This window comes from Crossiella sp. NPDC003009, assembly GCF_053591555.1.
Genome location: NZ_JBSFUA010000011.1, coordinates 202,925 through 219,135, shown reverse-complemented (window position 1 = coordinate 219,135; position 16,211 = coordinate 202,925). Strand labels below are relative to the sequence as shown.

General features: G+C 71.6%; 20 protein-coding genes and 1 pseudogene. 10 read left to right on the top strand and 11 right to left on the bottom strand.

Annotation, left to right across the window (positions count from 1 at the left end):
• Window positions 1-125 precede the first annotated feature (125 nt).
• Window positions 126-1,178, top strand: a complete 1,053-nt coding sequence (locus ACWDY5_RS15580; RefSeq protein ID WP_449722876.1) for a hypothetical protein — start codon at window positions 126-128, stop codon at window positions 1,176-1,178.
• Here the strand turns inward: ACWDY5_RS15580 and ACWDY5_RS15575 are convergent.
• Together ACWDY5_RS15575 and ACWDY5_RS15570 are read right to left on the bottom strand one after the other, a co-directional pair.
• Window positions 1,158-1,388, bottom strand: a complete 231-nt coding sequence (locus ACWDY5_RS15575) for a DUF5703 family protein (RefSeq protein WP_449722875.1) — start codon at window positions 1,386-1,388, stop codon at window positions 1,158-1,160. The two genes, ACWDY5_RS15580 and ACWDY5_RS15575, sit on opposite strands and share 21 nt — an antisense overlap.
• Complete coding sequence (locus tag ACWDY5_RS15570) at window positions 1,385-2,377, bottom strand: YncE family protein (RefSeq protein ID WP_449722874.1); 993 nt, start codon at window positions 2,375-2,377, stop codon at window positions 1,385-1,387. The genes ACWDY5_RS15575 and ACWDY5_RS15570 overlap by 4 nt, the downstream gene beginning before the upstream one ends.
• Before the next feature lie 186 nt (window positions 2,378-2,563).
• Here ACWDY5_RS15570 and ACWDY5_RS15565 point away from each other — a divergent pair, with 186 nt between their 5' ends.
• Window positions 2,564-2,851 carry a hypothetical protein gene (locus ACWDY5_RS15565; protein ID WP_449722873.1) on the top strand — a complete coding sequence of 96 codons (288 nt, stop codon included), beginning with the start codon at window positions 2,564-2,566 and terminating at the stop codon, window positions 2,849-2,851.
• On the opposite strand, the gene ACWDY5_RS15560 is transcribed toward ACWDY5_RS15565, so the two are convergent.
• On the bottom strand, window positions 2,823-3,800 hold the full coding sequence (locus tag ACWDY5_RS15560; protein WP_449722872.1) for an aldo/keto reductase: 978 nt from the start codon (window positions 3,798-3,800) through the stop codon (window positions 2,823-2,825). The two genes, ACWDY5_RS15565 and ACWDY5_RS15560, sit on opposite strands and share 29 nt — an antisense overlap.
• A 127-nt stretch (window positions 3,801-3,927) precedes the next feature.
• Here ACWDY5_RS15560 and ACWDY5_RS15555 point away from each other — a divergent pair, with 127 nt between their 5' ends.
• Window positions 3,928-4,974 carry an LLM class F420-dependent oxidoreductase gene (locus ACWDY5_RS15555; protein WP_449722871.1) on the top strand — a complete coding sequence of 349 codons (1,047 nt, stop codon included), beginning with the start codon at window positions 3,928-3,930 and terminating at the stop codon, window positions 4,972-4,974.
• A gap of 72 nt (window positions 4,975-5,046) precedes the next feature.
• Window positions 5,047-5,877: an undecaprenyl-diphosphate phosphatase gene (locus tag ACWDY5_RS15550; RefSeq protein WP_252479405.1), complete on the top strand. Its 831-nt coding sequence runs from the start codon at window positions 5,047-5,049 to the stop codon at window positions 5,875-5,877.
• On the opposite strand, the gene ACWDY5_RS15545 is transcribed toward ACWDY5_RS15550, so the two are convergent.
• Both ACWDY5_RS15545 and ACWDY5_RS15540 read right to left on the bottom strand, forming a co-directional pair.
• Complete coding sequence (locus tag ACWDY5_RS15545) at window positions 5,859-6,197, bottom strand: hypothetical protein (RefSeq protein WP_449722870.1); 339 nt, start codon at window positions 6,195-6,197, stop codon at window positions 5,859-5,861. The two genes, ACWDY5_RS15550 and ACWDY5_RS15545, sit on opposite strands and share 19 nt — an antisense overlap.
• Window positions 6,198-6,287: 90 nt before the next feature.
• A complete protein-coding gene (locus ACWDY5_RS15540; RefSeq protein ID WP_449722869.1) occupies window positions 6,288-6,602 on the bottom strand; it encodes a hypothetical protein in 315 nt (104 codons plus the stop codon).
• Window positions 6,603-6,695: 93 nt separating this feature from the next.
• Here ACWDY5_RS15540 and ACWDY5_RS15535 point away from each other — a divergent pair, with 93 nt between their 5' ends.
• Window positions 6,696-7,394 carry an MSMEG_4193 family putative phosphomutase gene (locus tag ACWDY5_RS15535; protein ID WP_449722868.1) on the top strand — a complete coding sequence of 233 codons (699 nt, stop codon included), beginning with the start codon at window positions 6,696-6,698 and terminating at the stop codon, window positions 7,392-7,394.
• Here ACWDY5_RS15535 and ACWDY5_RS15530 read toward each other — a convergent pair.
• Genes ACWDY5_RS15530 through ACWDY5_RS15520 form a run of 3 tightly spaced genes read right to left on the bottom strand, consistent with a single transcriptional unit; the run spans window position 7,359 to window position 9,843 of the window.
• Complete coding sequence (locus ACWDY5_RS15530; RefSeq protein WP_449722867.1) at window positions 7,359-8,606, bottom strand: sensor histidine kinase; 1,248 nt, start codon at window positions 8,604-8,606, stop codon at window positions 7,359-7,361. The two genes, ACWDY5_RS15535 and ACWDY5_RS15530, sit on opposite strands and share 36 nt — an antisense overlap.
• A 5-nt stretch (window positions 8,607-8,611) precedes the next feature.
• Entirely contained in the window at window positions 8,612-9,286 is a 675-nt protein-coding gene (gene cseB / locus ACWDY5_RS15525; protein ID WP_283658684.1) for a two-component system response regulator CseB, read from the bottom strand.
• Window positions 9,283-9,843 carry a hypothetical protein gene (locus ACWDY5_RS15520; protein ID WP_449722866.1) on the bottom strand — a complete coding sequence of 187 codons (561 nt, stop codon included), beginning with the start codon at window positions 9,841-9,843 and terminating at the stop codon, window positions 9,283-9,285. Before ACWDY5_RS15520 ends, cseB begins: the two co-directional genes overlap by 4 nt.
• A 178-nt stretch (window positions 9,844-10,021) precedes the next feature.
• On the opposite strand from ACWDY5_RS15520, the gene ACWDY5_RS15515 reads away from it, so the two are divergent.
• The 5 genes and pseudogenes from ACWDY5_RS15515 (at window position 10,022) to ACWDY5_RS15495 (ending at window position 13,180) form a co-directional block, all read left to right on the top strand.
• Window positions 10,022-10,774 (top strand): polysaccharide deacetylase family protein, encoded by a 753-nt coding sequence (locus ACWDY5_RS15515; protein WP_449722865.1) that lies wholly within the window; start codon window positions 10,022-10,024, stop codon window positions 10,772-10,774.
• A 5-nt stretch (window positions 10,775-10,779) separates the two neighbouring features.
• Window positions 10,780-11,994, top strand: a complete 1,215-nt coding sequence (locus ACWDY5_RS15510; RefSeq protein WP_449722864.1) for an LCP family protein — start codon at window positions 10,780-10,782, stop codon at window positions 11,992-11,994.
• Window positions 11,894-12,355, top strand: a pseudogene (locus tag ACWDY5_RS15505) (DUF6542 domain-containing protein); the annotation flags it as partial. The gene ACWDY5_RS15510 and the pseudogene ACWDY5_RS15505, both read left to right, overlap by 101 nt.
• Window positions 12,356-12,494: 139 nt before the next feature.
• A complete protein-coding gene (locus ACWDY5_RS15500) occupies window positions 12,495-12,716 on the top strand; it encodes a hypothetical protein (RefSeq protein WP_449722905.1) in 222 nt (73 codons plus the stop codon).
• Window positions 12,695-13,180 (top strand): ATP-binding protein, encoded by a 486-nt coding sequence (locus tag ACWDY5_RS15495; protein ID WP_449722863.1) that lies wholly within the window; start codon window positions 12,695-12,697, stop codon window positions 13,178-13,180. The genes ACWDY5_RS15500 and ACWDY5_RS15495 overlap by 22 nt, the downstream gene beginning before the upstream one ends.
• Here the strand turns inward: ACWDY5_RS15495 and ACWDY5_RS15490 are convergent.
• The 3 genes from ACWDY5_RS15490 to ACWDY5_RS15480 are packed head-to-tail and all read right to left on the bottom strand — an operon-like array spanning window position 13,177 to window position 16,119.
• On the bottom strand, window positions 13,177-13,647 hold the full coding sequence (locus tag ACWDY5_RS15490) for a hypothetical protein (RefSeq protein ID WP_449722862.1): 471 nt from the start codon (window positions 13,645-13,647) through the stop codon (window positions 13,177-13,179). The genes ACWDY5_RS15495 and ACWDY5_RS15490 overlap by 4 nt on opposite strands.
• On the bottom strand, window positions 13,647-14,582 hold the full coding sequence (locus tag ACWDY5_RS15485) for an aminoglycoside phosphotransferase family protein (RefSeq protein WP_449722861.1): 936 nt from the start codon (window positions 14,580-14,582) through the stop codon (window positions 13,647-13,649). The genes ACWDY5_RS15490 and ACWDY5_RS15485 overlap by 1 nt, the downstream gene beginning before the upstream one ends.
• Before the next feature lie 19 nt (window positions 14,583-14,601).
• On the bottom strand, window positions 14,602-16,119 hold the full coding sequence (locus ACWDY5_RS15480; protein ID WP_449722860.1) for a peptide deformylase: 1,518 nt from the start codon (window positions 16,117-16,119) through the stop codon (window positions 14,602-14,604).
• Between the last annotated feature and the right edge of the window lie 92 nt (window positions 16,120-16,211).

The window sequence follows — 16,211 nt, the reverse complement described above, 5'->3', positions numbered from 1 at the left end:
ACAAAAAAACGAGACAGCACCGAGGAAGCAGCCGTCGTGACCACACGTGCGGGGGAGCCGGTTCCAGCTGGGGAGGGAGTCCGCGGGCCAGCATCGCGGCGAGCCTGGCACCGGAGGTGGTCGCGGTGGCGGCAGGGAAGTGGTGGCAGCGCTGGCCGGAGTGGGTCGCGGGCGCGGCGGCGGTGTGGGCGGTCGGCTACGCGGGGGTGAACCTGGCGCTGGGCGGGCCCGCGGTGGTGCTCTGGCTGACGCCGGTGGCGGTGCTGGTCGCGCTGGCGGCGGTGCGGCCCGCGACGGGCTGGCTGGTGCCGGTGGCGGCCGGGGCGGTGGGAGCGCTGGCGTTGGTCGCCGGGATGTTCACGGTGATCTCGGTGGTGGCGCTGGTGATCAGCGGGATGGTGGCGGACTGGGCTGAACTGCTCCGGCAGGCGCTGGCGCTGGTGGGGGCCGGGTTGTTCGTGGCGGCCGCGGTGTCGAGCAGGCGGCGTGGACGCGGGCGGTGCGGGCGGTGTGGCCGGGCTCCCGGCGAGCCGGTCCGGCCGAGGACGGTGTCGGTCGCGGTGCGGCGGTCGGCGTACTTCGGCATCGCCGCGTTCGTGCCCTATGTGGTGATGAAAGCGTTGTGGGCCTGGGGTTTCCAGCTGGGCGACAGCGTGGCGCCAGACCTGGTGGGCGCGGGGCGGGGGCTCTACGGGCTGCTGGCGCGGTACGGGCTGGATGCCACCGCGCTGGCTGCGCTGGCCGGCATGGTGCTGTTGCTGGCGCTGGTGCGGCCATGGGGGGAGCGGGTGCCGAGGTGGCTGCTGCTGGGGCCCGCGTGGCTGGCGGCGTTGCTCGGGCCGTACGGGGTGGCGGGGCTGGGCTGGGTGGCGATGGTCCTGCTGGGCTGGCGGCGTTGCTCGGGCCGTACGGGGTGGCGGGGCTGGGCTGGGTGGCGATGGTCCTGCTGGGCTGGCTGCCGGGAAGTGCGGAGTCGCCGGTGTGGGTGGCGCTGGTGGGCGCGGTGGGGTTCGGCGGGTTCGGGGTCGCCGCGGGGGTGGCTGCGTGGTCCTATCAGCGTCGGACTCGTCGGATTTGTTAGCACCCGAACAGCACAAGGAAAGGAGAGGGCCGCGACGCGGCGGTGTGTGGTGCGGTGGCTCAGCTGGTTGCCGGGCTCAGATGATGACTCCGGGTAGACCGGCGTGGGCTGGCCGTCGTTTCCGGCGGAGCCAGACCTTGCGGGTGCCGTCGGAGAACAGCAGCACCCTGGACAGCTCCCACCCGGCGAACTCGGCGTGGATGGCGAGCTGGGTGGCCGCCGCGCGCCGGGAGATTCCCGGTGGGATGCGCAGCGGCTGGTACTCCCAGTCCCCGTCGGCTACCGCCCCGTCGGTTGCGGCACTCATGGTTGCACCACCTGTACCCCTCCTCCGTCGGCGGAGGCGACCAGTACGCGTCCGCTCTTCGGATCCACCGCGACCGAGTTGGGCTGGTGCACGGTGGCAAAGCGATACTTCTCCTCCGGCGAGCCGGTGGCCACGTGGTAGCCGACCACCTCGTCGCGTTCGGTGAGGGTGATCCAGGCCAGGTCCCTGGTGCGGTCGTAGGCGATCCCGTAGGGCGCCCCTGGCACGGGGTAGCGCTGGCGCATGATCAGCGGGTTCGTGGAGAAGGCGAGTAGTTCGCCTGCTCGGGTGTCGACGAGCAGGATGCGGCCGAAGCGGTCGGTGACCGCGCGGGTGGCGGCGTCGCCGGCGCGCAGGCCGGCGCCGAGTTCGCCAGTGGCGGGGTCGACCTCGATGAGGGCGGTGCGGAGCTCGTCGAGGACGGCGACCTTCTTGCCGGCCGGGAGCACGGCGCTGACGCCGCGGAAGCCCTGGGTGATGGTGCGTTCGAGCTTGCCCTGGGCGTTGAGCACGGCGATGCCCTGGCCGGGTTCGCGCAGGGCGACGATGGTGCGGTCGCCGACCTGGGTGGCCGAGAGTGGGCCGCCGGTGACGTCGAGGGTGTCGACGGTGCCTTCGGGCAGGGTGATGCGGAGGAGTTTTCCGTTGGCGCGCACCGGGGCGAGCAGTTTTCCGTCCACCAGGGACAGTTGGTCGACCGGGCCGGGCAGCGGGAGCTCGCGGGGGGTGGCGGCGAGGTTGCCGTCGGGGTAGAGCAGCAGGCGGGCCGGGTCGCTGACGGCGATGGCGACCGTCTGGGTGGTCTCGTCGTGCAGCAGGGCGGTGGCCTTGCCGGGCAGGGGGGTCACGGTGCCGGCGGGGACCGCGCCGCGGTGCGGGGCGGTGGCGGGGGTGGCGGGGACGATCTCGTCCGGTGGCTGCTCGGTGGTGTTGTCCTGGCTGGTGGTGCAGCCGGTGAGCAGGACTGTTCCGGTGAGAAGGGCCGCCATCAGCCGACGCACTCTGGTTCCTCCCGTGTTGGCCGTGGTGCGTTCAGCATCCCGGAAGTTCACGCTCTCGTCACGTTCCGGGTGTGAACAACTCCACGACCTGTAACTCGTAGTAGTTGTTAGGCGAAGTATTACCGTGTTGGCCGTGTCCGCCCTGAGTCGCCCCGCCCGGTGAGGAGTCTTCCGATGAACTCGACCAGTTCGCGGGGTTCGTTCGTGCTGGAGGGGCTGCGGGTGGGGGAGCAGGCGCACGGCCACGGGCACCTGGCTGATGGGCGGGAGTTCTCGTTCGTGTTGCGGCGTGGGGTGGCCCGGTTGGTGGTCTACCGGGCGGACGCTCCGTCGGTGCCGGGCCGGGCGGATGTGGAGTGGGTGCAGGAGTCGCCGGTGGAGGGTGTGGATCCGGCGGATCGGCGTGCGGTGGGGGCGTTGTTGCGGTCGATGGTCACGGCAGTGGGCGTTCGGGGTAGCTGAGCTCGATCGCGCTGACGTCGTCGAGGGCGGCGCGGATGGCCGGGGGCAGGGTGAGGTCTTCGGCGGCGAGGATGCCGGCGAGTTGGGCGGTGTCGCGGGCGCCGATGACGGGGGCGACGACCAGGGGGCGGTCGCGGACCCAGGCGAGGGCGACGGCCAGTGGTGAGGTGCCGAGTCCGTCGGCGGCGGTGGCGACGGCTTGCACGATGCGGGCGGTGCGTTCGGTGCGGTGGTGTTCGACGTAGGGGGCGTAGTGCGGGCTGGCGCCGCGGGAGTCGGCTGGGGTGCCGTTGCGGTATTTGCCGGTGAGCACGCCGCGGCCGAGTGGGGCCCAGGGGAGCAGGCCGAGGCCGTGGTGGGTGGCGGCGGGGATGACTTCGCGTTCGACGCCGCGTTCCAGGAGTGAGTATTCGACCTGGGTGGAGATCAGGGGTGCGGGGCTGTGCAGGGCGTGCTGGCGGGCGGCGGCGGTGGCGGTTTGCCAGCCGGAGTAGTTGGAGATGCCGGTGTAGCGGACTTTTCCGCTGGTGACGGCGGTGTCGAGGGCGGCGAGGGTTTCCTCGATGGGGGTGCTGGCGTCCCAGGCGTGGAGTTGCCAGAGGTCGATGTGGTCGGTGTTGAGGCGGCGCAGGGAGTCGTGCAGTGCGGTGAGCAGGGCGCCGCGGGAGGCGCCGCCGCCGAAGGGGCCTTCGGTGCGGCGGGCGACGGCTTTGGTGGCCAGGACGAGGTCGTGGCGGGGGATGGTGTCGCCGAGCAGGCTGCCGAGGATTTCTTCGCTGAGGCCGTCGTTGTAGACGTCGGCGGTGTCGATGAGGGTGCCGCCGGCTTCGAGGAAGGCGAGCAGCAGGTTGGCGGCTTCGTCGGCGTCGGTGTCGCGTCCCCAGGACATGGTGCCGAGTGCCGTGCGGGAGACGCGGAGGCCGCTGCGGCCGAGCTGTCGCTGTTCCACGGCGGTCAACGATAGGTGCTCGGCCATCCGGTTGTGGGTAGCTGGGGCGTGGCGGCGGGTCACTCGGTCGTGTGACCGGTGTCACGGTCGCCTACCGGGTTTGTTACTAGCGAGTAAGGTTCGGCGGGTGCGACTTGGGCTGAACCTCGGATACTGGGGCGCCGGTAACGACGCCGAGAACCTTGACCTGGCCAAGGAGGCCGATCGACTCGGCTACTCCGTGGTCTGGGCCGCGGAGGCCTATGGCTCCGACGCGCCCACCGTGCTGAGCTGGATCGCGGCGCAGACCGAACGCATCGACGTCGGTTCGGCGGTCTTCCAGATCCCGGCGCGCACCCCGGCGATGGCGGCGATGACCGCGGCGACCCTGGACACGCTCTCCGACGGCCGGTTCCGGATGGGTCTCGGGGTGTCGGGGCCGCAGGTCTCGGAGGGCTGGCACGGTGTGCGCTTCGACAAGCCGCTGGGCCGCACCCGCGAGTACGTGGAGATCGTGCGCAAGGCGCTGGCCCGCGAGCGGCTGAAGTACCAGGGCCAGCACTACACGCTGCCGCTGCCGGATGGCCCCGGCAAGGCGCTGACGCTGACCGTGCACCCGGCGCGGGAGCACATCCCGATCTACCTGGCTTCCATCGGCCCGAAGAACCTGGAGCTGACCGGCGAGATCGCCGACGGCTGGCTGGGGGTGTTCTTCTCCCCCGAGCACTCCGCGGAGAGCCTGGAGTCCATCCGCCTCGGCCGCGAGCGGGCGGGCAAGACGATGGAGGGCTTCGACGTCGTGCCGACCGTGCCGCTGGTCGTGGGCGAGGACTGGCAGGCGTGTGCGGACAAGGTGCGGCCGTATGCCTCGCTGTACCTGGGCGGGATGGGCAGCAAGCAGAAGAACTTCTACAAGGACCTGGCCACCCGGATGGGCTTCGGGGAACAGGCCCAACAGGTGCAGGACAAGTTCCTGGCCAAGGACTACGAGGGCGCGCTGGCGGCGGTGCCGCTGGAGTTCATCGACGCGACCTCGCTGCTGGGACCCAAGGAGCGGATCACCGAGCGGATGCGGGCCTTCGCGCAGGCGGGGGTCACCACGCTGACCGTTTCGGCGATGCTGCAAGATCTTGACGAGGCGACGCTGTCCCTTCGCGTCGCGGTCGAAGCCTTGGAAGCAGCTGGAGTGGGGTAAGTGTCGCAACATCTCGCGGTCGCCGACCGAGTCATCGCACGCACTGGCGACCGCGGGATGGTGGTCTAGGCCATGACCTGGCTTGAGGCTCTTGTCCTTGGCGTGGTCCAGGGGCTGACCGAGATGCTGCCGATCTCCAGCTCCGGTCACCTGCGCATCGTCTCCGAGCTGTTCTTCGGCAGGGACGCGGGTGCGAGTTTCACCGCGGTGACCCAGCTGGGCACCGAGGCGGCGGTGCTGATCTATTTCGCCAAGGACATCTTCCGGCTGGTGGGCACCTGGTTCCGCGGGTTCGCCAGCGCGGAGGTGCGGCGGACGCATGACTACAAGCTGGCCTGGTACGTGATCATCGGCACCATCCCGATCAGTGTGCTGGGGCTGCTGTTCAAGGACGAGATCCGCACCAGTGGCCGGAACCTGTGGATCGTGGGCACCACACTGGTGGTGTTCGGGCTGGTGCTGGGTGCAGCTGAGCTGTACGGGCGGCAGCGGCGCAGCGTGGAGCAGATGACGCTCAAGGACGGGATCATCATGGGCTGCGCGCAGGCGATGGCCCTGGTCCCGGGGGTGTCGCGGTCGGGCGGGACGATCACCGCGGGGCTGTTCATCGGGCTGGACCGGGCGGCGGCGACCCGGTATTCGTTCCTGCTGGCCATCCCGGCTGTGGTGGCGGCGGGGGTGTTCTCGCTGCCGGATGTCTTCGAGCGGGGCGGGGCGAACGCGCCGAGCATCGCGCAGATGATCGTGGCCACCGCGGTCGCCTTCGCCATCGGGTATGTGACCATCGCCTGGTTGTTGAAGTACGTGGCCAAGCACAGCGTGTACGTCTTCGTCTGGTACCGGGTCGTGGTGGGGCTGTTCGTGCTGGCGATGCTGTCCTCTGGCTACATGTCGGCGACCTGACCGTCGGCGCGGCGGGTGCAGCGCTGCAGGCAGAGCCGGTAGCTGTGGTCCACCGCGGCGGTGCAGGTGCGGAACAGGTCCTGGCACCGGGCGGCGGGCTGGCCGCTGGCGCGGCACTGGTCGTACTTGAGGTCGCAGCTGCGGCGGCCATCGGTGCGCTTGCGCAGGCAGTCGTCGGTGCACGGGCCCGCGGCGGCCTCCTGAGCGCAACCGGGGGCGGGCGCCGGGGCGGGAGTGGCCGCGGCGGCCGGGGCGGCGAAGAGCGCGCCGAGGGTGGCCAGGGCGAGCAGGCCGCGGGTGAGGCGGGTGGTGTGGGACATAACGTCTGTCCTAGCAGCCCGGCCGTGCCGGTGTGGGTGGAATGGCGCGGTTGACCGGGGTCGTGCCGCCGGCGGCCGGACCGGCGCGGCCTAGGCGCTGCGGCGGGTGCAGGTGGCCAGGCAGCGACGGTGGCTGTCCTCGACGAGGTTGCGGCAGCGCAGCCGTTGTTCCCGGCACTTGCGGGCGTCGGTGCCGTTGCGCAGGCAGCGGTCGTGGGCGAGGTCGCAGTTGCGCAGGCCGTCCTCCTTCTTGCGGCGGCAGCCGTCAACGCAGGGTCCGGCGGCGGGGGCGGCACAGGCGGGGGTGGCCGCGGGGGCCGGGGTCGCGGCGGCGGGGGCGGCGAACAGGGCGCTGAGGGTGGCCAGGGCGAGCAGGCCGCGGGCCAGGCGCGTGGTGTGGGACATGTGCTCTGTGGTAACAGGGCAGGCCGGGTGGCGCGCGCGGAACGGGCGGAGGTCACCCGGTTCGTTGACCTTGGTTGCCCGTAAGCTGCCGGGGTGGCGACGCTCATCCTTCTGCGGCATGCACGGTCGGTGGCCAATGGCGCCGGCACCCTGGCCGGCCGGGCTGAGGGGGTCGGGTTGCACGCCGACGGCCAGGTCCAGGCCGAGGCTTTGGTGGAGCGGTTCGCCGGGGTGCCGATCGCCCGGATCGTGTCCTCGCCGTTGCAGCGGTGCGCCGAGACGCTCGCGCCGTTGGCCGCGGCGCGGGAGCTGGTGCCGGTGACCGAGCCTCGTCTGTCCGAAGTGGACTACGGGGACTGGACCGGCAAGGCGATCAAGGACCTGCTGGCCGAGCCGCTGTGGAAGGTGGTGCAGCAGCACCCTTCGGCGGCGGTGTTCCCCAGTGGCGAGGGGCTGGCGGCGGTCTCGGCGCGGGCGGTGGCGGCGGTCCGGGAGCACGATGCGCGGATCAGCGCCGAGCACGGGGCGGAGTCGATCTGGGTGGCGTGCAGCCACGGGGACGTGATCAAGGCGATCCTGGCTGACGCGCTGGGGTCGCACCTGGACTCCTTCCAGCGGATCCTGGTGGATCCGGCTTCGGTGTCGGTGATCCACTACACCGAGCACCGGCCGTATGTGTGGAAGGTCAACGACTCCGGGCCGCTGGCTGGTCTGGTGCGGGCGGAGCGACCGTCGGAGGACGCCACGGTGGGCGGGTCAACCGGCGGGGACACCGCCGCCGCCGAGGGCTGAGCCGGCGGGCAGTTCCAGGGTGGCCTGGGCGCCGCCGTCTTCGGCGTTGGTCAGGGTGAGGGTGCCGCCGAGGACCTTGGTCTGGGCCAGTGCGATGGTCAGGCCGAGGCCGTGGCCGCTGCCCCGGTCGCTGGCTCCGGTGCGGAAGCGGCTGGGTCCGTCGCGCAGCAGGTCGGGGGCGAAGCCGGGGCCGTGGTCGCGTACCCGCAGGGTGCGGCCGGAGACGGTGACCTCGATCGGTGGTTGTCCGTGGCGGCGGGCGTTGTGCAGCAGGTTGACCAGGATGCGTTCCAGGCGGCGGGGGTCGGTGAGCACGGTCTCGGACTCGCCGCTGACCTCGGCTTCGGGGATGACGGCGGTGACCCGGCGCCGCAGGAAGGTGAGCAGGTCGAGCTCGGTGAGCTCGGCCCGTTCGGTGGCGGTGTCCAGGCGGGCGACTTCCAGGACGTCTTCGACGAGTCCGCGCAGGGCTTTGATCCGGTCGCGCACCATCTCGGCCGGTCGTCCTGGTGGCAGCAGCTCGGCGGCGGTGACCAGGCCGGTGACCGGGGTGCGCAGCTCGTGGGCGATGTCGGCGGTGACGCGCTGTTCGGCGGCCAGGCGTTCCTGGAGGGCGTCGGCCATGGCGTCGACGGCTTGGGCGAGCTCGGCGGTCTCGTCGGCGGGGCGGGTGCCGATGGCGTCGCGGACCCGGACGTCGGTGTCGCCGTCGGCGACCTGGCGGGCCGCGGCGGCGGCCAGGCGCAGTCTGCGGGACAGGCGTGCGCCCAGGACGACGCCGAGCAGGGTGCCGAGCACGACGACCGCGGCGGAGCCGATGAGCAGGACCTGGTCGAGCTGGTCGAGGGCGTCGTCCTTGTCGGCGTAGCTGGTGCGGATGGACAGCACGCGGCCGTCGGTTTCGGCCGCGGCCCAGATCCAGGCCTGGCCGTGCTCGCGTTGCAGGTAGGTGGCGCGGTGGCCGCCGCGGACGGCTTCGCGCAGGTCGCGGGGCAGTTCGGGGGAGTCCAGGTCGGCGCCGAGGGTGGCGGTGCCGGTCATGCCGTACTCGCGCAGCACGAGCTGGACGCGTTCGTCCTGCAGGCGGCGGGCGTCGGCGAGCTGGGAGCGCTCGAACTCGGTGTGCACCAGGATGCTCAGCGCGATGGCGACCAGGGCGCTGACCACGGCGATGACGGCGCTGAGCCGCCAGCGCAGGGTGGCGAGGAACATGGGGTTCAGGTCCGGAGTTTGTAGCCGAAGCCGCGGACGGTCTCGATGCGGTCTTGGCCGATCTTGACCCGCAGGCGCTGGACGTGCACGTCGACCACGCGGGAGTCCCCGCCCCACTGGTAGTCCCACACTTGTTCCAGCAGGACGTCGCGGGTCAGGACGCTGCCGGGGGACTCGGCGAAGCAGAGCAGCAGGCGCAGTTCGGTGGGGGTCAGCTCGACCGGTTGGCCGGCCAGGCGGACTTCCAGGCCGTGTTTGTGGATCTCCAGGTCGCCGAAGCGCAGCACGGTGTCCTCGGGCTCGCGTTCGGCGCGGACCATGCGGCGGGCCACCGCGCGGATGCGGGCGACCAGCACGGTGGAGTCGAAGGGTTTGGTGACGTAGTCGTCGGCGCCTGCTTCCAGGCCGAGGACGACGTCGACGGGGTCGGAGCGGGCTGACATCATGATCACCGGGGTGGGGCCCTCCTCGCGGATCTGGCGGCAGAGGCTGACGCCGTTGAGGCCGGGCAGCATGATGTCGAGCAGGGCGACGTCGGGGCGGTCCTGGCGGTAGGCGGCCAGGCCGGTGAGGCCGTCGGCGGCCACGGTGACGGTGAAGCCGTCGCGTTCCAGGGTCAGCTGGGTGGCCTCGCGGATGACGTCGTCGTCCTCGACCAGCAGCACGTGCAAGCCGCTCACTTGTACTCCTCGAAGACGGTGCCGGTCCAGCGGTAGACGGTGGCCTCGGCGCCGCTGGGGCAGCAGCTGCGGTCGGCTGGTTCGTAGACCGGGTGGCTGAGCACGAACCCGATGCCGGGTTCGACCTTGATGCCGCCGCCGGGGTCCTCGGAGCCGAAGAGTCGTTTGGCCGGGGTGGCGGTGAGCTCGTAGATGAAGTTGCCTAGCACGCCGCGGGTGGCATAGGGGGCGGCCTGGCTGCCGGAGCAGGCGCGCACCGAGGCGATCAGCTCGGGGTTGCCGTCACCGGTGAGGTCATCGAAGCGGACGTCGACCGGGTAGCGGCTGTCCCCGCAGGGCTTGAGCTGGGTTTTGATCTTCTCCCCGACCAGCGGGTCGGCGCGCAGGATGGCGATGGCATCGGCGCTGGGGGCCTGCCCGCTGCTGGTGGGCGGGCTGGTCGGGGGTGCTTTGACCTGGCTGGCCGGTCCTTCGATCTGGACTCCGCCGACAGTGGCGCAGCCGGCGACGGTCAGCAGGGCGGCGGTTGCCGCCCAGGCGCCGATCCGTGCTCGCATGCCGCTCATTGTGCCCAGGCAACCACGGCGCGGCCGCATCGGCACACGGCCTCGAACGGGGTGTTACCTGCCTGGTGGGGGAGTGCCGGGTGGCTGTTACAGAACCGTCGGACGGCCGAGTCAATACCCGCTTAGCGTCGAGTTCGACCTGCTCAGACAACTTCGGGGAGTTGTGCTCATGCTCCAGCGTCTCGGTCCGTTCCGCTACGTGGCCATCGCCGTGCTCGCGTTGATCGTGGTGGCGTTGCTGCTGAACCGGAACACCGCCGGGACCCCGGAGCCGGTGGCCAGTGACGCGCCACCGAGCACGCCTGACTTCTCGCCGGATCCGGCGTCGCGGCCGGTGCCGGGCGGGGAGCCGGCCAAGGTGGTCTACAAGGTCGACACCCAGGACCGGGTGGTGTTCCTGACCATCGACGACGGCGCCACCCGCCGCCCTGACATGATCGACATCCTGCGGCGCAGCGGGGTCAAGGCGACGTTCTTCCTGACCAATTCCTACGTCAAGCAGGACCCCGGCTTCTACAAGGGCCTGCGCGATGCCACCGGCAGCGCGATCGAGAACCACACCGAGAGCCACCCCAACCTCAAGGGCAAGTCCCTTGAGGACCAGCGCGCGGAGATCGGCCCGGTCTCCGACACCTACGCGCGGGAGTTCGGCGCGCGGCCGACGCTGTTCCGGCCGCCGTTTGGCAACTTCGACGACACCACGCTCAAGGCCGCCGGTGAGGCCGGGATCAAGTGGGTCGTGCACTGGGGCTCGGAGATCAGCAACGGCAAGGTGCAGTTCAGCGGGCCGCACGAGTTCCGGCCCGGCTCCATCGTGCTCATGCACTTCCGCACCACCTTCGAGCAGGACGTCCAGGCATTCGTGGACCAGGCCCGCGCGAACAACCTGACCCCCGCTCTGTTGACCGATTACCTGAAATGAGCCCGATGACCGAGCAGAAGAAAACCTCGACCCGCCGGGTGCTCTCCGGCATAGGCAAGACCGGCCTGGTGCTGGTCTCCGTCGCCGCGCTGACCGCCACCGCCGCCGGCTACCTGACCTACCGGCAGGCCACCGTGGGCCTGGCCACCGACAACGTCATCACCGACGACAAGGGCGACCCGGTGCTGCCCAAGGCGCCCGGCACCGACACCAACATCCTGCTGGTCGGCGTGGACTCCCGCACCGACGCCCAGGGCCACCCGCTCTCCCGCGAGGTCCTCGACGCCCTGCAGGCCGGGGATGCCAACGGCGAGCAGAACACCGACACCATGATGCTGGTGCACGTTCCGGCCGACCCGAGCAAGAAGGCCTTCGCCGTCTCCCTGCCGCGGGACTCCTATGTGGACATCTCCGGCGGGTTCGGCAAGCACAAGCTCAACTCCGCCTACGCCCGCGCCAAGCTGGCCAAGGCCAAGGAGCTGCGCGGCCAGGGCAAGGACGCCGCGACCGTGGACAAGGAGTCGGTCACCGCGGGCCGCAAGAACCTGATCAGCACTGTGGCCAAGCTCACCGGGCTGACCGTGGACCACTTCGCCGAGATCAACCTCTACGGCTTCAGCGAGATCACCAAGGCCGTCGGCGGCATCCCGGTCTGCCTGAACAAGCCGGTGCGCGATGACTTCTCCGGCGCGAACTTCCCCGCAGGCAAGCAGGTGCTGGAAGGGGTGGACGCGCTGAAGTTCGTCCGTCAGCGCCACGGCCTGCCCGGCGGTGACCTGGACCGGGTGCGCCGCCAGCAGGCCTTCCTGGCCGGACTGGCCAACCAGGTGCTCTCCGCCGGGACCCTGACCGACCCTGGCAAGGTCAAGGACCTCATCGACGCCCTGACCCGCTCGGTGGTGCTGGACTCCGGCTGGGACCTGCTCGGTTTCGCCCAGCAGGTGCAGGGCCTCTCCGGTGGCAAGATCCAGTTCCACACCATCCCGACCCTGCGGTCCAACCTGGCCACCCCCGGCGACGGCGTCGCGGTCGAGGTCGACCCGGCCAAGGTCCGCTCCTTCATCCAGGACCTGCTCAACGGGGGCGACGGCACCCCGGCCAGCGCCGCGGGCAAGTCCGGTGGCACCCCGGCAGGCGGCCCGGTGGGCCGGGTCAAGCCGGTGGCCAACAACACCGCCCAGCAGCCCATCGACGCCGCCGGGATCCCCTGTGTCAACTGACCGCCACGACCGGGCGGCCGCCGGTGTCCACCCCCCTCACCGGCGGCCGTCCACCTCCCGCCTGCCCTGGTGGGCCGCGGTCCTGCTCGCCCTCGCGGCGGCCGCCCTCGGCGGCTGGCTCGGCGGGTCGTTGTTCCCGGCCGGAATCGCGCTGGGCTGTGTGGCCGCCGCCCTCGTGGTGGATGCCCGTGGCCTGTTCGCGGTGGCCGTGCAACCGCCACTGGTCACCGCAGCCGTGGTGGCAGGCACCGTCGGCGTGGGAAAGCCGCTGCTCAGCGCCTTCTCCGAGCTGGTCTCAGTGTTCCCGTGGCTGGCGGCCACCACGGCTGTGGTGATCGCGATCGTGCTCAGCAGGGTGAACCGGGCTCGGCGCGCCGCCGTAGTCAGGGAAGCCTCGCTCGGCGCAGTGAACCGGCGTGAGACGCGCGTGAAGGCGGGCACGGCCTCCCGGAGCGGGCGGTCGGAATGGTTGCCTCAAGGCCGGGAAGGGGTGAGCGCTGATGAGTCTCCGAGCACGTCACGCCCGTCGTCTGGCCAGTCTGCTGACCGCGCGCACCGGCGCCTACGTGGTGGTGCGCTACGACCGGGCAGCCGGCCGCTACCAGGTCCAGTGGAGCGGCGGTCCTGACCGGGAGTCCATGCGCGAGCTGGCTACCGAGTACGCCGAGGAGGTGGCCGAACTCGACGTCGCGGAGCTGGTGTGGCAGCGCAGCAGCGGCTGAAGGGCAAGTTGATCCGCTTCCCGCCGCCGTGGGAGGTCCCCTCGATGATCGTGCTCAGCCTGGAGATCGGCAGCGACGCGCACCGGCTACCCGCGGTGGGCGCTGCGGTGGCCCCGGTGCTGGCCCGCCTGTTCCCGCCCGCCCAGGCCCAGCTGCTGGGCCAGGCGGTGCGGGAGGCGGTGGCCAACGCCATCCAGCACGGCAACGCCGCCGACCCGCGCGCCGCGGTCGGCATCACCCTCGCCCTGGCCGAGGACGAGCTGCTGATCCAGGTCAGCGACCAGGGCGAGGGCTTCGCGCCCACCGCGGCCACTGGTTGCCCGGCCGCGCTGCGCCGCCCGCACGGCGGGGGCCTGGCGCTGATCCTGGCCGCGGTCACCGGCCTGGACGTCACCTGCTCCGGCGGCCGTTTCCTGCTCACCCTGCGCGCGGCCCTGCCCACCCCGCAATCCGACGCCGCCTAAGACGCCAGCTGGGCCGTCACCGCAGCCTGGATCTCCGCGCGCAACTCCGCCCGCTCCCGCCCACCGGGGTGGTGCCACTCGCCTTCCACCGCCAGCACCTGCGCCAGCGGCGCGGTGAGCACCTCATCGGCGTAGCCGGTGGCCCGGCAGATCCGCTCCACCGCCGCCAGCACCTGCTCCTCGCCGTCGAGGCCGTCGGCACAGCGCCGGGCCACCGCGGTGAACACCACTCGCGCCGCCGCCGCCAGCTCCGGTTCCGGCGCGCCGGCCTGGGCCAGCGCCCAGGGCAGCACCGAACGCACCTCAGCCAAGTCCTGCCCGCTCATCCCGGCCAGGATGCGCAGGTCAGGACCGTCACGATCCTCGGCCAGCCAGTGCGCGGCCCACAGCGGCAGCCGCTCCAGCGGGGCCACGCCCAGCCGTACCGCCGCCGCGGCCAGCTCCGGGCCCGGGGTCTGGGTGAACATCAGCGCCGTGCGGCCAGGTCGGGGCCGGTGAGCAGCTCGCCCAGCCAGCCGGGCACCGCATCGGCCCACTCCGCCAGCGCCGCCTCATCCGCCCCGAGTAGCGCCCGCTCCCAGGCCAGTGCCCGGCCGATGGCGCCGAGCTGGGCGGCCACGGTGGCGGTGCGGGCCAGCTCCACGGGTGTGCCCAGGTCCGACCACGGCTCCAGGTAGGCATCCCGCAACCGCAGGATCTCCGGATCCTCAGGGGTCAGCTCGAACTTCTTGCAGGCCACCCGCAGCGAGACCAGCAGCGTGCCGAAGGGGTGCGCCACGCTGGCATCGCCCCAGTCGAAGAACCGGTACCGGCCTCCGGCGTCGACCAGGACGTTGGCATCGTGCAGGTCATCGTGCTGCAACCCCATCGGCACCGGCGAGTCCGCCAGCTCCGCGCACAGCTCCAGCACCCTCGGCCGCGCCGCGGCGAGCTCGGGCAGCTCGTGCGCATCCAGCAGCCGGTCCAGCTCGACGGGCAGCGCGGCGGGGGAGAGGTCGGGCACGCCGAGGCCGAGGAAGTCCGCCGAGTGCGGCAGCAGGCTGCGCTGCAGCTGGGCGTACTCACCGAGCATCCGCGCCCACTCCGCCAGCCCGGTCTCCGACAGCTCCCGCAACGTGGTGCCACCGTCGGGCAGCAGCGCCCAGCCCAGCTCCGGCTCCACCGCCAGCGGGACGAGCACCCGCTCCGGGGCCAGCGACCCCAGCGCCCGCAGCAACCCGGCCTCGTAGCGCAGGCCGGGGCCGTTGACCTTGAACCACAGCGTGCCGGTCCCGGTCGGCACGGTGGCCACCGTCGACCACGGCATCTCCCGCACCCGGGTCACCTCGCCGGTGCGCACCCGGCCGCCCAGGTTGTCCTCGATCCAGGCCAGCGCCTGCGGCCACCACACGGGTTCGCTCATGGGCGGCACCGTAGAGGAACTAGTACTCCCAGTTCATCCCAGTTCCGGTGTACTCCTCCACCGGGATGGACTCCGCGTCGGTGCGCATCCGCTCCGGGTAGAGCACCCCGTGCAGGTGATCAACCTCGTGCGCGACCAGCCGCGCCACCCCGTGGCTGAAGATGGTGATCCGCCGCGCGCCGGAGAGCTCCTGGTGCTCCACGTGCAAGGCCAGCGGCCGGGTCACCAGGCCCCTGACGTCGAAAAAGCTCAGGCAGCCCTCGTACTGCTCGTCGGTCTGGTCGCCGATCTCGATGATGCGAGGGTTGAGCAGCGTGATCACATCCTCGCTGCCCGGTGGCAGCACCAGCGCCGCCGCCCGGTCGATGCCCAGCTGGTTGGCGGCCAGGCCCATGCCCTTGCCGAAGGTGTGCGCGCGGCAGATCCGCTTGGCCGCGGTGCACAGCTCGTGCAGCACCCGGCGCGCATCCTCAGCCTCATCGGGCAGCACGAACGGGCGAGCCGGACGGTGTAACAACGGATCGTCCCGCTGCAACACCCCCAGGGCCTGCATCACCTCACTCGGCCGCTGCGAGCGCACCTCCTCCACCTTCGCCGCGGCCCGGAAATGCCATTCCAGCCGGTAGCGGGCGTGCAGCGGCGGGTCCTCGGTGGCCCAGGAGTAGATCCGGCGGCCGCGTTCGCGGCGCTCGTCGATGGCGGTGCGAAACGGCATCGCCTCCGCGGTCATCGAGGTGTGCAGCCCCCACACCGTGGGCTCCAGCTCGGCGGGGAAGTCCAGGCGCATCGAGAGCCGTTTGGTGGGCAGGCGCACCGCGCGGCGGAACCACGGGCCCCACTTCTCCGCGCGCACGGCGTAGGTGTACTCGATCCAGGTGCTCTGCCCCGGATACAGCGGGAAGTGGCCGCTGTCGTTGGCGAAGAGCAGCCACACCTCCTTGAAGGCGTCCCGGTCGTGCTGGGCCACCCAGTGCATCGGCTCGGCCCTGCCCTCACCCCACCAGGCGGAGAGCTCCAGCTCGTTCCAGGTCAGCGGGTTGTCCCGGTAGAGCCGGTTGGACTGCTCCGGGTTGTCCGGATAGCGGTCCACCGCGATCCGGATCAGGTAGCGGGTGATCGGCTCGGTGCCGGAGTTGACCAGCTTGCGGCGCATAGTGGCCCGGTAGGAGTGGCCGTCGAAGTGCAGCGCGGCGTCGTCGTGCTCGACCAGCAGGCTGGAGCCGGTGGCGGTGTCCACCCCGAACTCCGGGCTGGGCTGCACCAGCCGGATCGCCGCCGGGCGGTGGTTGTCGTAGTCCCGCCAGGCCCGCCGCAGCGCCCCCGCCGCCCGCAACGCCTCGTCGGCGGCCTTGGCGAACTCCCGGGACGGCCGCTCGTGCGCGCTCTCGACCTTGGAGACGTAGGAACGGCTGTAGCCCATGGCGTTGGCCAGCGCCGTCCGGGACAGGCCGCGAACATCGCGCCATCGCCGCAGCTCGGCGATGAACGCGTCCAGGTGCGCGACATCCTCACTCGTGGGTTCATCGTCAGACACCATGCCGCCGCCTCCACCGCCGAGGCGTGAGTCGGCGTGAGAGGCGCGTGAGTCCACGCACATCTTCCGCTAGCCGGCCCACCACTGGTCTGCTC